The organism is Bacteroides sp. RCH18 (genome assembly GCF_058231005.1).
The window spans coordinates 3,344,432-3,361,934 of sequence record NZ_JBIPTC010000001.1; the positions used below are offsets into that span (position 1 = coordinate 3,344,432).

9 protein-coding genes are annotated in these 17,503 nt (G+C 47.3%); all 9 read right to left on the bottom strand.

All coding sequences use genetic code 11. From position 1 onward, the window contains the following. Positions 1–114 precede the first annotated feature (114 nt). Complete coding sequence (locus ACHLI0_RS13160) at positions 115–2,619, bottom strand: glycoside hydrolase family 31 protein (RefSeq protein ID WP_490749347.1); 2,505 nt, start codon at positions 2,617–2,619, stop codon at positions 115–117. Between the two features lie 34 nt (positions 2,620–2,653). Then, positions 2,654–4,432, bottom strand: a complete 1,779-nt coding sequence (locus ACHLI0_RS13165) for an endo-dextranase (RefSeq protein WP_113748017.1) — start codon at positions 4,430–4,432, stop codon at positions 2,654–2,656. 13 nt (positions 4,433–4,445) lie between these two features. After that, positions 4,446–5,960 carry a SusE domain-containing protein gene (locus ACHLI0_RS13170; RefSeq protein WP_490749583.1) on the bottom strand — a complete coding sequence of 505 codons (1,515 nt, stop codon included), beginning with the start codon at positions 5,958–5,960 and terminating at the stop codon, positions 4,446–4,448. A gap of 36 nt (positions 5,961–5,996) precedes the next feature. After that, positions 5,997–7,487 (bottom strand): RagB/SusD family nutrient uptake outer membrane protein, encoded by a 1,491-nt coding sequence (locus ACHLI0_RS13175; protein WP_490749348.1) that lies wholly within the window; start codon positions 7,485–7,487, stop codon positions 5,997–5,999. Between the two features lie 15 nt (positions 7,488–7,502). Further along, positions 7,503–10,499 (bottom strand): SusC/RagA family TonB-linked outer membrane protein, encoded by a 2,997-nt coding sequence (locus tag ACHLI0_RS13180; protein ID WP_490749349.1) that lies wholly within the window; start codon positions 10,497–10,499, stop codon positions 7,503–7,505. Positions 10,500–10,686: 187 nt separating this feature from the next. Beyond that, positions 10,687–12,339, bottom strand: a complete 1,653-nt coding sequence (gene susR, locus ACHLI0_RS13185) for a SusR family glycan utilization regulator (RefSeq protein WP_490749350.1) — start codon at positions 12,337–12,339, stop codon at positions 10,687–10,689. Between the two features lie 100 nt (positions 12,340–12,439). Beyond that, a complete protein-coding gene (locus ACHLI0_RS13190) occupies positions 12,440–14,644 on the bottom strand; it encodes a glycoside hydrolase family 2 protein (protein ID WP_490749351.1) in 2,205 nt (734 codons plus the stop codon). Between the two features lie 33 nt (positions 14,645–14,677). Continuing rightward, positions 14,678–16,345, bottom strand: a complete 1,668-nt coding sequence (locus tag ACHLI0_RS13195; RefSeq protein ID WP_225709843.1) for an arylsulfatase — start codon at positions 16,343–16,345, stop codon at positions 14,678–14,680. Beyond that, positions 16,342–17,472 carry a family 43 glycosylhydrolase gene (locus ACHLI0_RS13200; protein ID WP_225709844.1) on the bottom strand — a complete coding sequence of 377 codons (1,131 nt, stop codon included), beginning with the start codon at positions 17,470–17,472 and terminating at the stop codon, positions 16,342–16,344. Before ACHLI0_RS13200 ends, ACHLI0_RS13195 begins: the two co-directional genes overlap by 4 nt. Positions 17,473–17,503 lie beyond the last annotated feature (31 nt).

The window sequence follows — 17,503 nt, forward strand, 5'->3', positions numbered from 1 at the left end:
TCACAGGTTGCTGTCACGGTCTTATGATTTAATTATCAGACTATTGTCACAGGTTTAGTGACAGATGACAGCAATTTTTCAAATTTATATCTTTATGTAGGCGTTGAGTTCAAGTCATAAACGCAGGGAAATCCGACTTTCTTCCCCTCGGTCCGGCATACGAAGGCTGCAAATACCGGTCGCCTTATCCCAGCTCCACACCATACTTTCAGTGTCATCGTCCGGATTCTCTTCCAGACGTTCCGGCTTCACCTTCTTTACTTTCTTGCCTTGCACGGTAATTCCTTTGGGAGCCGTCTTCAGATACATACGGAAAATAAAGTTTCGGGGAGCGGGCACTGCATACCCTTTTCCTTCACGGGCACCAACCGAAAGAAGATAACCGCCCTCCTCCGTCCGGAAGCGAACGGGAGTTTTGGCAAACTCATCCCGTTGATAGCCGAGGTCTTCTCCCTCATCTTCGTACAAAGTGAATGAAGCCTCTTCTCCGTTCCTTGCCGGAAATACTTCAAAGATCAGCGGATAGACCGGTTTCTCATGCGTGTAGTTCATCACCGGCATAGTGGGGATGATGGAACCCTGCTTTACAAACATCGGGATGCACGACAAGGGAGCTTCCACGGTAGTCCACTGTTCTCCGGTATAGACTGTTTGTTTATTGTTGTAGTCAATCCAAGTGCCTTCGGGCAGATAGACATTCTTCGTACGTGCCCCCTTCTTCACCACCGGAGCTACCAGCAGCTCTTGTCCGAATAAGAACTGGCCATCTGTAGAGAAAGTCTCCATATCCGCCGGATATTCCAAAAAGAGAGGACGCATGATGGGCAATCCCGTATCATGAGCTTCGCGGGCATACGTATAGATATAGGGCAATAAACGATATTTCAGTTCGATGGCCTCCTTCGCGTTCTTTTCCGCTTCCGGACCGAAGAGCCACGGTTCTACCGGATTATCTCCCTCATGATGAATACGGCTCAAAGGATTGAATGCACCGAACTGTATCCAGCGGGTATAAAGTTCCGCAAAGGGGTGATAGTCTTCGATGTCTCCGCAATACCCCGTAATGTCACAGGTAGTAAACGGAATCACTCCCAGCCCTGCGGAAAGAATCACCGGAATCTGATTAGCCAGTTGCCCCCAACCCTGCAATACATCGTCTCCATTTCCGCAATCTCCCGTCCAACCGAACGTATAACGCTGCAATCCCGCATAAGCGGCACGAGTCATCTGGAAGACGCGACGGTTCGGATTCCGTTTCTCGAACTGCTCTTTGACCACTTTATCCCAAGTCAGTCCGTAGACATTATGGATTTCGTCGTGCATCCCCAGGTGATGTTTCATCACAAGGCGTTCGGTCTGCTCTTCGTTGCTCCATGCGGGTTCTCCCATATCCGTCCAGAAGCCGGAGATACCGTCGTCAATGGGTTTCTGCTGATAGGTTCCCCACCAGTCGGCTACGGCAGGCAAGGTAAAATCCACTACCCCACAGTTTCCACCCCAAGGCCACGGCATATCATAACTCTTCCCGTTCGTGCTGTCCTTGACAAAATATCCCAGACGGTCCGCCTCCTCCCATTGCTTCTTGTTGGCTTGCGAGATGACCGGGTCTTGCGATACGACTACCTTGAATCCCATTTCTTTCAGGTCGGCAAGCATCTTTTTCGGGTTCTCGTAGTTTCCTTTCCGCCATTCGAAGCCCTGTAGATGTTCCGTCCAGCCGATGTCCTGATAGATAATATCACAGGGGATGCCGCGTGACCGGTAGCCTTCGGCTATTTCGCGGCTCAGTTTCTCGCTTGTCAGCAAGCCACGGCATTGCGCAAAGCCCAATGCCCATTTCGGAGGCATGATAGGTTTGCCCGTCAGTCCTACATACTGACTCAGGATTTCCTTATAGTCCTTGCCGAAGATGAAGTAGTAAATCATCTCCCCGTCCGGCGCCTCGAAGCTGTAATAATCACGGCTTTCCGTTCCGAACTTAAATTCTGTCTTATACGTATTATCAAGGAAAATACCATACCGGTAACTGCTCATAAAGAAAGGGATGCTCTTGTAAAGAGGGTCTTCCACCACACTGTAACAAGGTTTATCGCTGTTCCACATCTTGTAAGATTCTCCTCTGCGGTCCATCTTGCCGGTCTTTTCCCCAAGCCCGAAGAAATGCTCGTCACGGCGAAGCGTTTTATATTCCACCTTCTTCGTGCCTTCGCTTACGTGTCCTTTATCGGCATAGTCACTGAAGAGGAGTTTCTGATATTTGTCGAATATCTGGATGCTCATCGGCGACTTGTTCACCCGTATGCGCAGCTTCGAGGTAAATATCTCATAGCAGGCGGCCTGTTCGTCCACATGAACCGTTCCCACATCTTCCAGTTCTTCCTTGATCACGGCAAAGGAAGCATTTCTCCGTTGCAGCTTCCCGTCCGGCGAGAACCAGATTCTTACTACGGAAGGGCTGCAAAGTTGCAGTTGCAGCGCGGCACTGTCCGCCAGGTGAAAAATCACCTGACGTCCCTGCTGTGTAAAAGAGGTACATATACTTTTTGCGTTTTCTGCCCAGACCAACGCCGGAAACATCAGACACAACATCCACACCCCAAACTTATATCTAATCTTCATACCTATCGTTTTTAGTTATTCCGTTGCAACTGCCTTATTCAGCTACAATCATTGTCCAGTATTTCAAGGCAGGCAGTGTGAAGGAAACTACCCCATTCTCCTGCGTAAACGCCAGTTCCTGCAAGGCTCCTCCGTGTACGTCTGGCGATGCCACCCACAATTTATTCACTTTGGCGGGAAGGTTCATCTGCAAGGCCGCTTTCGTGATCAGGGCAGGTTCGGGCATGGTGCCGTCCACGTCCCGCCAGCTAAGGCTGTTCGCCTGTGAGAAGTTAAGCAGATGCACTACTTGCTTGCCGTCTACCTGCTTGGCGTAGGTAGTGACCGACCCCAACTTTGGAGGCCATACGTTGAGTTTCATTTCTCCGTTGGTACAGTTCATAGCGATACTGTTCTCCGTTCCGCCATCGCGGAGCAGGTTCTGATAAGACGTGAGGAAGTCGTAGTAGTGAACCATTGCCGTTTTCAGTTCCTCGCTCATCGTCAGATTGTCGTTCGGAAAATATTCTTTGCACAGCATATGGTCACCACCCAGTTCGAGATGCGAGCCACCCAAAGCGAACATCACCGCATCCGTCAGCAAGATACCCGCTGTATTGAACTCTCCCCGATGATCCGCCTTATTATAGTTCATATAGGCAGCGAAAACCGTATTCAGCTGATTATTGCCATACACTCCGTTTTCATACAGGACGGCTTTCAGATGGGTAAAGTCCGCCTCATCCGCCCACATCTCATTATAGAAGAAATCTACTTTACCGGTTTCTCCGATCTGACGGGCACCGTAGCGGCTTACGGCATTCATCACCAGACTCTTGTCGGGATGCGCCTGCTTCATGGCTTCGATAAAAGAAGCATATCCTTCGCGGAGGTTGACCGGTGTACCGTTGTAGTTGTAAAGCGTTCCCCGCTTGCCCAACTGGTCGATCTGATAGCCGTCGAAGGCGAAGTTCGCATACACGTCGTCATTCCGTTCCGCCATATATTGCTGCCATTCCTTGTCGGAAGGATCTACCAGATAGATATTGCTCTTCCATCCGCTTGGCAGGTCGTGACTGTCTTTCGTGGTATGCGAAGCGTCCTTAAACAGATACCATTCTTCTTTCACCCCGTCGGAAGCCGCATCCTTCAATGCCCCGAAACAAAGATTATAGAACATGGACTTCATTCCAAAATGTTGTTGTGCCTTGATATAATTCTTCACAGAGCTTGTATGGACAGGGCGGTTCGCAATGTCGAGATATTCCTCGTCCAACTGCGTGCGTGTGCCGCCCAGCGGCCAATGATGTTTATTGTGCCAGTCCTGAAACTGTACCCAGTTGATGTGATGGCGGTTCAGATAGGCCATCTCTTCCAGTGTTTTCTCTTCTGTCTTGACTCCGTCGAAATCTGCCACGAAGCCATATCGGGGGAACCGTGCCGGATGGCTGGATACATCTACCGCAATCGTACCGACGATGACATCCGTACCGTTTTCCTGCCGGTAAAGTTCTGCCATGTATCCTTTGAAATCGGTGGAAGGAGCCTTCCATGTCCAGTTCGTACCGCTGACCGGTTCTTCTCCGACTATTTCTCCCAAAAGGCGATAGCGTACCTTTGTTCCGGCAGGCAAGGCATCGGCGGCAGTGAAAGTCACTGTCTCGTTCGGTTTATAAAAAGCCTTGTCAGTTGTCAGTTCCACGCATAAGTCCGATGTCACCGGAGTTACTTCGGTCACACTGCCCGACGCTCCTCCGTTCTGTGGGTTCGATTCATGATCGTCGCTGCAAGACAGACACAGGAAGGCAGCCACCAAATATATTATCTTCTTCATCTTGAATACTTGTTTATTGTTTTACAATTGAAATCGTTTCTTTCAACTGGTCAATCGTAATCCGATACGAGCCAGCTTCCTGAATATTCCATTTATTGTCCAGACTGCCGAGGTCTGTATCCGGATACATATTCTTCAGTTCCGCATCCGTTTTACTGGTAAATAAGGCTGTCTCCACTTCACCGGTCGGTGCCTTTCCGCTCTTGTCCGCCATCAGCCAGTCTCCGTTCCAGTCGGACTGCTTGTCGCAGGAGATCTTCATCTCCCCTGTATTCAGTGTACCGCTCCAGGTAAAGATGTAAGGGCTGTCGGCACTTTTAGCCATCGGGGTGGCGTTGTCGATGCTCCATCCGTTCGGAGTGGCATCGCCTACCAGATACAGTCCTTCGTAGGGGGTAAACGGACGCATCAGCATCTTTTCCTTTCCCTTGGCTGTGAGGAACAGCACTTTATAGGCCTTGCCGCATTCGCTTTCCTTCATTTGCCATTTATTGTCTTCACCTCCCAGTACAACTGAAGTGGAAGTATACGGAGCATTCCCTTCGGTGGGATGGAAGAAAGCATCCGACTGACCGAAGTCCGTCACGGAAGTAAACTTAAAATCACCGTCCGCCTTCCACGGAATCACGGCACCATAATGGAACAGATTCATCTGAACGGCATCTTTAGACAGTGCCTCGAATCCCCAGCCATTGTCGCCGGTAAAGGAGCCGACAATATAGAATTCTTCAAAGCGCCATCCGATGTTTTCCGTTTCGGTCATGGTCATTGTCAGGTCGAGCAGGTCTACCTTGACTATATAGGTCGCTTCCTTGCTGACTGTAAACGGTTCGTCCGGTTCGTCGCCCGATGTGCGGTAGATAAGCCGTAGTTCTTCTCCGGCAGCGGCATCCCGGTTGTAGGACGGAAGAAATTCTCCCAATGTCGTTATAAACTTGAATACACCGGTATTCAGCTTTCCTGTCCACGTAAACTGTCCGTTGTCCGTGCGCTCCATAGGCGTCGCTTGATCGGCGCTCCATCCGTTCGGGGCAGCTTCTCCGATGAGGTAAAGCGTCGGAGTAACCGGTTGATAAGTAGTCACATCCAGCGCAACTGTGGTACGCTGCTCCTTTTCTTCCATTCCGGCAACAGTAGCGGTAATGCGTGCTTCCAGCGATACTTTTTCGGCATAGCCGACGCCTAGCTGCGTGTTCAGAAACTGATTGAGTTCTTCCGTTTTCTTCGTCCACTGATAAGTTCCCGTTCCTAAATCTACGGAATAGGCACGGGCGAAGTCGGTTCCCGCCTTGGCTATTTCCAGTGTATAAGAAATACGGTTTCCGCTTCCGTAGTTCGTTCCCGTAGTCCATGAAAGCGTTAACGCCTCCTGACTGTGATTCTTTTCGTTCAATACGATCTCCTGCTGATTCACCGTAAGAGTCAGCGTATCATGTCCCTTGTCCGTCTCCATATAATCCTCGGCGCAGGAAACCATCGCTCCGCCGATGAAAAGAGAGCACAACATCTGATATATATATTTCTTCATCATATGATCTGTCTAAATGAATGATTGTAAAAGCGATTAATAACCGGGATTCTGAGTCATCAGATTGTTAGAGTCCATCTCTGTCTGCGGGATGGGCAGCAGCAGACGTTCCTTCGTCACCTGATTCTTGCCGATGGATTTCAGGAACTCAATCGCATAGTTACCATTATTGATGCGAATCATGTCAAACCAACGATGTCCCTCAAAAGCAAGTTCCATCCGGCGTTCGTGAATAATCTTTTCCCGCATTGTTTCCTGATTCAAGGTAGTCGGTACATCCGCCAGTCCGGCACGATGACGGACGATATTCAGAGGTGCGGCAGCCTGGTCGGGATGTCCCAGTTCGTTCAGGGCTTCCGCCTTCTTCAACAGGACATCCGCATAACGGTATACCACGAAGTTATTCGGGTTGGTATTATATTCCGGCGAAACGGTCTTCGACACAAGGAACTTCCGGACGTTGTAACCTGTACCCGACCATGAACGTCTGTATTCCATGCCGTCGAAAGCAGGACAGCCTTGATATAACACGGTCACATCTTTGCGCAAATCGCCCGCTTCGTACTCTTTGATAAATTCTTCCGTAGGCAGATTCCATCCGTAAGCGCCTGCCACCATACCGGAGTTGCGGGGTCCCATGAAAGTCGACAGCCAGGAAGCCTGGTTGTCCCCTCCCCAGAAATCGTATTCCGTACTGCCGGAGTATTGTACTTCAAAAAGGGATTCCGCACCGTTATTGATCGTAGCATCGAAATTATCGGCATACTTGCACTGAGACAAATCATATCCCATCGCAGTAATCTGGTCGCACAACGTAACAACTTCATTGTAATAATCCCGATGATTGGGCGCCAGCGTCAGGTAAATATCTGCCAGCATAGCCATCGCCGCCTCTTTGCAGGCACGTCCCTTGTCATTTTCTCCGTAACTGCTCTTTGGGGGAAGCATATCCACCGCATTCTTACAGTCCGAAAGAATCTGCGCATATACCTCATCTACCGTATTGCGGGCAATATCCGTCGACTGTCCCGGCTCAAAGGGCTGTAGCCGCAAAGGTACGCCACCATAAAGGCGGACGAGGATATAGTAGTAATGAGCACGCAGGAAATATGCCTCACCCATGCAACGGTCTTTTATCTCATCGGAGATGACAGCCGAAGGCAGATTGGAAAGCACGATATTACAACGTCCGATGCCTACCCACGGAGAACGCCATACGTACAGGGCAAAACCGTTGTCGCTCTGCGCTATAAAGTTAGCCGCCTGAACAGTTTCCAGTCCGTCGGTTCCTCCCCCGGCGCCTACCTCGCTGTTGCCGGCAAGGATGTCGAGGCTCCACAGGCGCTGATTATACATATTGGACGACTGCAACGTCTTATAGCAGGCAGTAGTCAGTGCTACGGCAATCTCATTGGTCACTTCCGATTCGGGGTCCACACCGTATTTGGGGTACTTATCCAGAAAATCACTGCACGATGTCAAGGCAAGTACGGCAAGTATCATTATAAAAGTCAGTTTCTTTTTCATTTTCTTCCTCCTGATTTAAAAGTTAAAGTTCAAGCCCATACTGAATGTACGCGAGATAGGGTAACGGCTGCTGTCTATACCGTTGACATCCACCTCGGGGTCGAAGCCCGAATATCCGGTGATAGTCGCCACATTCTCGCAAGAGAAGGAGATACGGGCATTTTCCAGTTGAATCTTTTGCAACCACTTTTTAGGCAGTGTATACGAAAGGGTGATATTTTTCAGACGGAGATACGAGCCGTTTTCCACAAATCGGTCGGATACGCGGCAGTTCTGGTTCGGGTCGCCCCAAATGGCACGCGGCATGGAGTAGCTTGTGCCTTCTCCTGTCCAGCGGTTCAGTACGGCTGTGGTCTGGTTGTAGGCGGCAGCCATTCCTTCGTTGTCCACATTGTTGGCATTATAAATCTTGTTGCCTGCCACTCCTTGCAGGAAAACGGAGAGTTCCCATCCTTTGTAAGATAGGTTGTTGGAGAGTGAGAAGAACCAGTTCGGGTTCGGATTGCCAAGAATCGTACGGTCTTCGTCGTTAATCACTCCGTCGTTGTTCAAGTCTCTGAAGCGGATGTCCCCCGGAGCTGCGCCCGGCTGGGTGGCGTGGCGGTTGACTTCTCCCCAGTTCTGGAAAAGACCGTCGGTAACGTATCCATAGAAAACGTTGATCGGGTAACCGGCTTTCAGCATGGTCACGTATGAATTGCCTATCTGGTTGATAAACATCGGAGTTTCGCTGTTCAGGTCCAGAATCTCATTTTTATTGTAGGTAGCCGTTAAAGCGGATTCCCAGGAGAAGATGCCTTTCAGGTTGATGGTACGCAATGTCATTTCCACTCCTTTGTTGCGCATCTTGCCGGCATTGGTGAAAGTCTCGGTAGTATCTTCAAAGCCCGAAGTGATGGGGATGGAAGCCTTCACCAGCATATCGTTCGTATTCTTGATATAAGCATCCAGTGAAAGGCTGACACGCGAATCGAACAGGCTCATGTCCACTCCGAAGTTGGCCTGGCGCACTTCTTCCCAATGGATGTTCGGATTGGAGAGGGTGGTAGATACCAAAGCGGTGGAGTTATTGTTTCCGAAAGGATAGACACCCGTGTTGTAGGATGCGACAAATCCATAGTTACCGATTTCCTGATTACCGGTCACACCGTATCCGACACGCAGTTTGAGATCGTTCATCAGGGAGTTATCTTTCGGGAACCAGTCTTCCTGAGAGACACGCCAAGCCAGAGATACGGAAGGGAATGTTCCCCATCGGTTGTTCTTACCAAAGCGGGAAGAGCCGTCGCGACGTACGGTAGCCGTCAGCAGGTATTTGTCTTCGTATGAGTAGTTGAGACGTGCCATCAGTGAAAGCAATGCCCAGTCGCTTTGGCTGCCGCCAAGGCTGTACATCTTTTCTCCGTTGTCCATCTCATGGATATTGTCGAACATGAAAATGTTTTTCTGTGCGTTCAGATAATCGTAGTTATTCCACTGTGCGGAAGAACCTGCCATCACACCTACACGGTGCTTCTTTGCAAAAGTATGATCGAATACGAAGTAGTTGTCCCACAGGTAGGTGAATGATTTGTTGTCGCTTTTATAGCGGGAAGATTCTTCTACCGGATTCGGTTTCCAGTCGTATGCCGGCGTGAAGTTGTCGGCAAACCAGAACTTGGCGTCATAGCCGAAGGTACTTTTCAGTTTCAGCCATTTAGTGAAGGTGATCTCTCCGGTGATGTTTGCGAGGAAGTTATATCCTTTCGTCTCGTTCGTCATCATGTGAAGCGTACCGATCGGATTGCGGATACTTCCGTACCATTGCGCTTCCTGTCCGGGACCGCTCCAACTGCCGTCGTCATTCTTCACCGGTTGGGTGGGAAGGGCTTTCATCGCATCACCGATACTGTATGTTCCTCCTTCTTTTACATCTGTGCTAAATGTCAGGTTGGTGGTGAATTTCAGCCATTTGTTGACTTGGGCGTCACTGTTCGCCTGAAAATTGAAACGGCGATAATTGACACTCTTCACAATACCGGACTGATCGAGAAAACCGCCGGATACATAATAATGCGCCTTTTCCGTGCCGCCGGAATAGCTGACCGAATAACTCTGCTTCACTCCCGTGCGCAGCATCTCGTCGAGCCAGTTGGTTCCTTTTCCCAATGAAGAAGGGTCTGCCCAGTAAGGGTTGGTGTTATCGTCATTGTTTGAGAGCATATCATTGCTCAATGCTGCATATTGGGCGGCATTCAGCATATCAGGCACTTTAGTTGCATTCTGTATCGCCCAGTTCGCATTGACCGTTACCTTTCCGGCGCCTTCGGCACCGCGTTTACTGGTAATCATCACTACACCGTTGGCACCGCGCGAACCGTAGATGGCAGTTGCCGAAGCATCTTTCAATACGTCTACCCGTTCCACATCTGCCATATTCAAGGAAGATAAGCCTAAATCGGTGGGAATCCCGTCGATGACAATCAGCGGATTGCTGTTGTTGATCGTGCCCAGACCACGGATTTTAATGGTTACATTGTCCCCCGGTTTGCCGGCATCGATAATTTGCACGCCGGATACTTTTCCCTGCATTGCCTGACCGATATTGGCTACCGGAGAGTCTTTGATATCTTTGACTCCTACAGAAGATACGGCGCCGGTCAGGTCACTCTTTTTCATCGTTCCGTAACCTACTACAACAACTTCGTCCAATACTTCGGTATCTTCCTGCAAGGTTACTAGTGCGGTTTTTCCGTTCACTGAAACAGTCTGCGTCTTATAGCCGACAAAAGAAATGGTCAATGTGCTGTTAGCAGAAACATTTAATGAGAAGTTACCGTCGATATCGGTAATCGTGCCGTTCGTGGACTTGCCTTCTATCACACTGGCACCGATCACCGGTTCGCCCGTGGCGTCCACTACATGTCCTTTTACTGTAATCTGCTGTGCGAATGCACTAAGAGATAGTAACAAGCCCCACATTATTAATAGGAGGCGATGTTCAAAGCCTTTCGACTTTATACTCTGTTCCATGTACATCAATTTAAAGTTAATATTAGGATTACTTTTTGTTTTCACTGAAACAAAAGTATCCACAATTAAATGCGCTTCTTTTGCCAGATAGCAAAAATATAGTGGTTTACACAGTACAAAACAGCATAAAACACTAATAATAAGAATATTATAGAATAGCGACCGTGCTAAAAAAGTAGTGGATTTCTTACTCTTCCACCTTCCCTATTTTCACTACTTTAGCCTCAAACTCATCCCGTTCGCCGAGTGCCTTGTTGCGGACACGTGTCCGGTAATTATAAATAGTGGTCACAGAGTAGCGGAGGAACTGGGCGATCTTGGTACTATCCGTAATCCCCAGACGGATCAGGGCAAAGATACGAAGTTCGGTATTCAGCAGTTCGCCCTGCTTGGGCTGCATCGGTTCGACAAGCAACGCATTAAATTCTTCCACAAAGTTAGGGAAGAGTTGCAGGAAGGTCATATCGAAGTTTGCGTAGAACTCTTTCAGCTCTTCTTCGAGGAATTGGGAAGATTTAATAGCTTTATACAACTCCTCTACCCTGCCGGTAGCCGCAATCTTATTCAGGGAACGACGGTATAAGTCCATCTTATCCAAGTAGGTGGAACACTGGTCCATATAGCGACCGATGTATTCCTCTTTAATATAGTTAGCTTCCGAAAGGGTATGGTTCATCTCTTTCAGTTGCGAATTGGAGTCATGAAGCTCACCGTTCAGCTCTTGCAGAAGCGTATTCGTGTCAATCACTTCCCGACGGGCGGCAGCCACTTTCTTCATCTGCTTGTAAACGAAGAATATAGCCACCAGCAGAAAGACGGAAAGCAGACTGATACAAATCAAAGATATCTTCATTTCCTGTTGCTGCCGCTTGGTTTTCAGTTGGTAAGCCTGATCGATGATGGGGAAGACTTGTGAGATTTCCAGGGTACGAAGGCGGGCATTGCAGAGCGTAGCATCTTCGAGCGAGCATTTCAGATAGTTGTATGCACGGTCAATGTCTCCGTCTTCATATACAAGAGAGGCGAGTTTCCGTAAGGAAACATATTCTTTGACTGCCGATTTTAAATCAGCGATGGCCGAGAGAGCCAGAAAGTGTTTCTGCCCTTTCTTGTCTCCTTTGAGGCGATAGGCTTCTGACAAGGTATAAGTAATCATCGCCTTGGAATGATCGTCCAGAGAGGGTTTCCGGTAGAAGTCGGTCAGCATGGTTATTGCCTGGTCATATTGGGCGTGTACGGTGCATTTGTCGGCCATCACCAGCACATGGCCCAATGAGTCGGAGGCATTAGTCTGTAAAAGGGAATCCCGATACAGGTCCGTCATCCGGTAATACTCTTTTTTCTCCTTCTCGGTGACGGCATAATCTCCCATCAACCCGTAAATAGTACGATACAAGTGGTAATAATAGGGATAGAGATAATCAGACAGAGTTTTCTTGTCTATCTGTCCCAACTGCTCCAAAGCTTCCTTGTACATTCCGGTGGTTCCCATCACCTCTGCCATATTCATGGCGGCATCATCCAGATAATCCTGTTTGTTCAAATGAGAAGCCAGTTCCTGCTTCCGCTGTGCATATACATACGAAGAGTCCAAATTATAAGCCCGATATTCGTCGAAAAGCCTGCCGCAAAATCCATAACGCTGCTCATCGGAGGTAGCCTCGGACAGCAACTTCTTCAAATCGGAGATACGTGCTTCTTTTTCTGCACCGTAAGTCTGACGGTTCCTGATAATTCCGTCAATCTCACGAAGCAGCATATCTGTACTCTTATCATCATTTCTTGCGCAAAGCAAACAGGGAAGAACAATTGTCACGAAAATCAAAATAATCTTTCTCATAGCGCCATATGTATTATATCTGCAAAGATAAAAGTCTTTCAGAAACCGACGGCCTTCTTTGAGAAATTATTGCAAGTATTGGGAATAAAAACGTGTCTGATCAGTAAGCCCTCAAACCGAAATCAAAGCTCATCTTTTTAGTTTCCCGTACTTCGATTTTCAACTCATTCTTTCCTTTTCGCAAATATCGGCAATAATTACTGATATTGTACTGATTATATTGCCTGGTTTGTTTCACCTCCTGCGAAAAGACCTCCACTCCATTCAACCATACCTTCACATCTCCGGTAGCACGCACCCACAAAGACAAATGGCTGAATTCCTCATTGACATCAAATGAGGTTTCCGACACAATTTCCGAACGGGGAGGACAATCGAAAGGCAAAGAGGTTATTTTTGACTCCTGCCCGTTAAGGCTGACTGCACGACTGACCGCACTCCCATTCTGAGCGTCGGACACCAAAGTAATGACTTTCGCCGGATTGACATGATATAAACGATCGTGCATGATATGCAACAAGCCTTCCGGAATTTTAATAACTTTCCGGTCATAAGTAATCAGACCATTTATTTCACCTTCGACATCAGTGGTTTGTGTATAAATCGCCGCACTCAGCCCCTGTGCTATCAATGTCTCCAAATCATAGACCAGACGACCATAGTTATCCATCAGCGCCATTGCTCCGTCAATATTTTTATATCCCCAGTTCCGCATACCGGGATTCCACAGATGTTCTTTGATGGCCCATCCATACCCTCCGAATTCTCCTAAGACAGAAATCCGATTGCCATTACAAGCGGGCAAAATCATGGAAGCAGACGGATAATTGTGTACATCATACATATGGCCTACTCCTCTGTCTGTCCAGCCGGTTACTCCGTCAATGATACGGCTTTTATCGTATTCCATTACCTTTTCCACTATTTCTACCGTATTATGCTGTCCCCATCCTTCATTGAAGACTACCCACGTTGTGATACAGGAATAAAAACGCAGACGGTCAATCATCTCGAACATCTCCTGTTGCCATTGGTTAGTATGTGATGCGGGTGCATTCCAGTCCGTTTGCGCATTGGGCTTAATATGTTCTTCGTCTTTTCTTTCGGTAGAGAAGCCGGATACCATATCCTGCCACATCATCAAACCCAACGAATCGGCATAATAATAATATTGCTCCGGTTCTACTTTAATGTGTTTGCGTATGGTATTAAATCCCATATTTTTGAGCTGAACCATATCCCAAAGCATTGCTTCTTCGGAAGGAGGTGTCAGCAAACCATCCGGCCACCAGCCTTGATCCAGTGTTCCATACTGGAATATTGGATCACCATTCAGACAAATACGCTGGTAACCACATTCATCTTTGCGGATACTGACCTCACGCATCGCAAAGTAGCTTTTCACCTTATCTATTACTTGTCCTTGACTTAACAACTCAATATTCAGATGGTAAAGTTTCGGAGAAGACGGACTCCAAAGAACAGCCTCCGGAACTTCCATTTCTATCTTTGAGGCTAATTTTTGCTCTGTCGTACCTACTACCTTACCTTCGTCCAGTAATTCCACTTTTACTTTTTCTCCTCCTTTAGCTTTAGCTACACTGATGTCCAGACTAACCGTCTTTTTATGAATATCAGCTGTAGGAAGAACCTGAAGAATATGGGTTGAATTTACAGCCTCCAACCACACAGTCTGCCAAATACCGGATACCGGAGAATACCAGATACCTTTCGGCTCCAACTGTTGCTTGCCACGGGAAATTGACTCCGTATCCGTAGGGTCGATAACAGCAACCTCAACAAGTTGCGAACCACTTTTTCTCAGCAATTTGGTTACATCGAAAGAGAAAGGATTATTCCCCCCTTTATGAATGCCCGCCAATTTGTTGTTTACCCATACCTGACATTCATAATCTACAGCTCCGAAATGCAAAATCACTGTTTTTCCTTTCCATGCGTCATCAAGGGTAAAGTTACGCTGATACCACAATTTCTCGGTAGGCAGAAAAGAACGCTGCACCCCCGAAAGGGAAGATTCGATAGCAAACGGAACGAGAATCTGTCCCTCGAACTTCACTTCTTTTTTAGGTGTATCCTGAGTAGTAACCGCATACTGCCATAACCCGTTCAGATTCATCCATTGCGAACGTTGTAACTGAGGACGCGGATAACTCTGCCATACATTTTCCGACGTAACTTTATCAGCCCAAACTGTTTTCATTCTATTTTCTTTCGGGCTTGCTGCGCAAGCGAACGTATGTGCCATAGCACTTACAAATACTGCAATTAGTAGTTTCTTGTTCATAAGTTCCTATCTTTTCTTTCCTACTGTGTTTTCCTACTTATCTCTATATTCTTTAAAGTCCTTCCGGCGTCCTTTATTATAAGTATTCCAAACCTTCGGGAAATAAAGCACATCACTATGGTCTGCCCACTCAAAATAAGCGTCTTCCAGTTCCTTTGCCATTTCAGGGTATTCCTTTATCAGATTATGTTGTTCTGTGCGGTCTTCTTTGATATTATAGAGTTCCCATTCATCACCTCTAAAATTCGCAGAGACCAGTTTCCAGTCACCTTTGCGTACCATACGATTACCTTCATGTTCCGCATAGATATAACGGTCCGGCATTTCTTCACCGCGTACAATAGGAAGGATTGACTTGCCCGGTGTAGGTACAATCTTTCTTCCTTCGTATTCTTCGGGATATTTAGTCCCTGCCAGTTCGATGCAAGTTGCCATGATATCCGAGAATTGTGCCGGTTGATGGTCAATACTGCCTTTGTGTTTGATCTGTTTACCCCACTGGATAATGCAAGGAGTGGATATTCCACCTTCATGCGCATAATGTTTATAAAGTGTAAATGGGGTACAACAAACGTTTGCCCAGCCGGTTCCGTAATGATGATAAGTTCCCGGTAGTCCCATCTGGTCTAATTCAGCACCAACATGAGTATGATATTCTGTTCCAGTTTGCTTGTCGAAACCAAATTCATGCCATTCGGCACAAGCTCCGTTATCCGACATGAACATGATAAATGTATTATCCAGTTCGCCGTTCTTCTGTAAAGTATCCAATACCCGACCAATATTGGTATCCATAATATCTATCATGGCAGCATAAATAGCCATACGGCGAGCCAGATCAGTCTGCTGTTCCTTTGTTAAAGAATCCCAGGCAGGCAGCGGATGTGTCTCATCCTCAAACAAACTTTCGGGAACAACACCACGCGGGCTTAATGCTGGTTTTCCTTGCAGAAGCCCCATCTTTACTATTCGTTTCCAACGTTGATCTCGAATCTTATCCCAACCCTGCAGGTAAATCTTCATATATTTATCCGTTACTTCTTTCGGAGCGTGCAACGGAAAATGAGCAGCATTGTATGCCAAATACAGAAACAAAGGTTTTTCTTCCTGATGTGCCTGATTAATAAAGTCTATGGCATAATCGGTTATTACGTTAGTAGCATAAAATTCTCCCTCTTTATATTGACGTGGGTTACGATCCTTAGGCAATCGGGTATATACGTCCGGATTCCAAAAAGAGTTGAATCCACCTAACAAACCATAATATTCCTGGAAACCGCGGTTTATCGGATTGGCGGATTTGCCCAGATGCCATTTACCGGACATGGCTGTGAAATATCCGGCATCTTTTAATACTTCGGCAATGGTAACGTTGTCAGAATTGGAACGAAAGCCGGCATATCCTTTCGGCCATGCCGGACGGGTTGCATCCATGTGTCCTAACCCTGTCTGATGCGGATAAAGTCCGGTTAATAAATTGGCACGTGACGGACAACTCCGCGCACTGTTATACATTTGTGTCATACGGACACCCTGTTTGGCCATCTTATCCAATACCGGTGTCTGTACTTCTCCTCCGTAGCAACCTAAATCGGAGAAACCCAGATCGTCCGCCAATATAACAATGATATTAGGCTTTTCTTGCGCAAAAGTCATTGCTCCGAAAGCCAATCCCCCGGTTATCAATAGTGATGTTTTCATTTTGCCTGATAATTGTGATTAGGTTTAAATTTTCCGTTTTCATAAAGCATCGGAATCAATCCCGGCCGGCATGTCACTTTATATTCGGCCGCCTGTGCGCCACGAGGGTTAAAAAACATGGTTGCCCACCAGTTGCCATCCTTATCCTGAAACAGATTGTTGTGTCCGCCGCCGGTAATTGCGTTATACCGTTTACCATAAGGACCATATACATTGTCGGCAGTGGCAATGATACAATCATAGCTATAACGAGTTTTCTTATTAGTTAACCCTTCCTTCTCGACATAAGTGTCCCCCTTCGCCGTGCGGTGTGCCCAGATAGCTTGTACCAAATGATATTTTCCATCATATTTAAAGATGAATGCTCCTTCAACATATGGCTCCGGAGAGTATTTACTTTCTTTTAATGTCTTTATCTCTTCTGCCAGACCACTCATATCTGGCTTCATGCGTGCTATATAGTGGTTGTGACCGACAAAATATACGGTACCATCCGTATCTTCAAACAGGCTTCCGTCAATGTTTGGAAAAATGGCTTTATCCTCGTTACCTTCGATATTTTCATAAGGTCCCTCCGGCTTCCCGGTAGTACTCCGCAGAATAAAAGAGCCTCTTCCGCCTGCCGATTGATTCATGCAGGCTACAATAAACCAATTTTTCGCACTCTTTATATAGTGCATTTCCGGTGCCCATACAGCGTGGAAACGGTTATCCATCGGATCATTATTGATAGACTTCTTCGCATATTTCTCTCCCTCTTTATATACTTTGGGATCTTTCTGCCAGGTACCGTCTTTTTCCATTGACCAGATTCGTCCCATAGCTTCCCATATCTTCAGGTCTTTGGAGCGCCAAAGATACAAACCGTCATTCCAATCCCAGCAATGTCTCTGTCCCGGAAAGTGACGGTCGGGGGTAGAAGTGGTTCCAGTGATATAGTAGTAACCGTCGGGGCCTAGTGTTGCCCATGTGTCACGCATCCAGTAGTCAAATGCCGGTTGAACAGATTTTGGGACACGCAGCTCCGGAGCGTTTGTATCAGCAGTTCCATATGCTTGTGCCGATGCTGTGCTGACTGAGACAAATCCTGTCAGTAAAGCAAGTCCTAATCGCAATATAAATTTCATAGATTACAGTTTTATTATTTACGGATACAAA

Excerpts from the sequence above, each read along its gene's own strand:
- ACHLI0_RS13160 (WP_490749347.1), bottom strand. The coding sequence starts at position 2,619 with ATGAAGATTAGATATAAGTTTGGGGTGTGGATGTTGTGTCTGATGTTT.
- ACHLI0_RS13165 (WP_113748017.1), bottom strand. The coding sequence starts at position 4,432 with ATGAAGAAGATAATATATTTGGTGGCTGCCTTCCTGTGTCTGTCTTGC.
- ACHLI0_RS13170 (WP_490749583.1), bottom strand. The coding sequence starts at position 5,960 with ATGAAGAAATATATATATCAGATGTTGTGCTCTCTTTTCATCGGCGGA.
- ACHLI0_RS13175 (WP_490749348.1), bottom strand. The coding sequence starts at position 7,487 with ATGAAAAAGAAACTGACTTTTATAATGATACTTGCCGTACTTGCCTTG.
- ACHLI0_RS13180 (WP_490749349.1), bottom strand. The coding sequence starts at position 10,499 with ATGGAACAGAGTATAAAGTCGAAAGGCTTTGAACATCGCCTCCTATTA.
- susR (WP_490749350.1), bottom strand. The coding sequence starts at position 12,339 with ATGAGAAAGATTATTTTGATTTTCGTGACAATTGTTCTTCCCTGTTTG.
- ACHLI0_RS13190 (WP_490749351.1), bottom strand. The coding sequence starts at position 14,644 with ATGAACAAGAAACTACTAATTGCAGTATTTGTAAGTGCTATGGCACAT.
- ACHLI0_RS13195 (WP_225709843.1), bottom strand. The coding sequence starts at position 16,345 with ATGAAAACATCACTATTGATAACCGGGGGATTGGCTTTCGGAGCAATG.
- ACHLI0_RS13200 (WP_225709844.1), bottom strand. The coding sequence starts at position 17,472 with ATGAAATTTATATTGCGATTAGGACTTGCTTTACTGACAGGATTTGTC.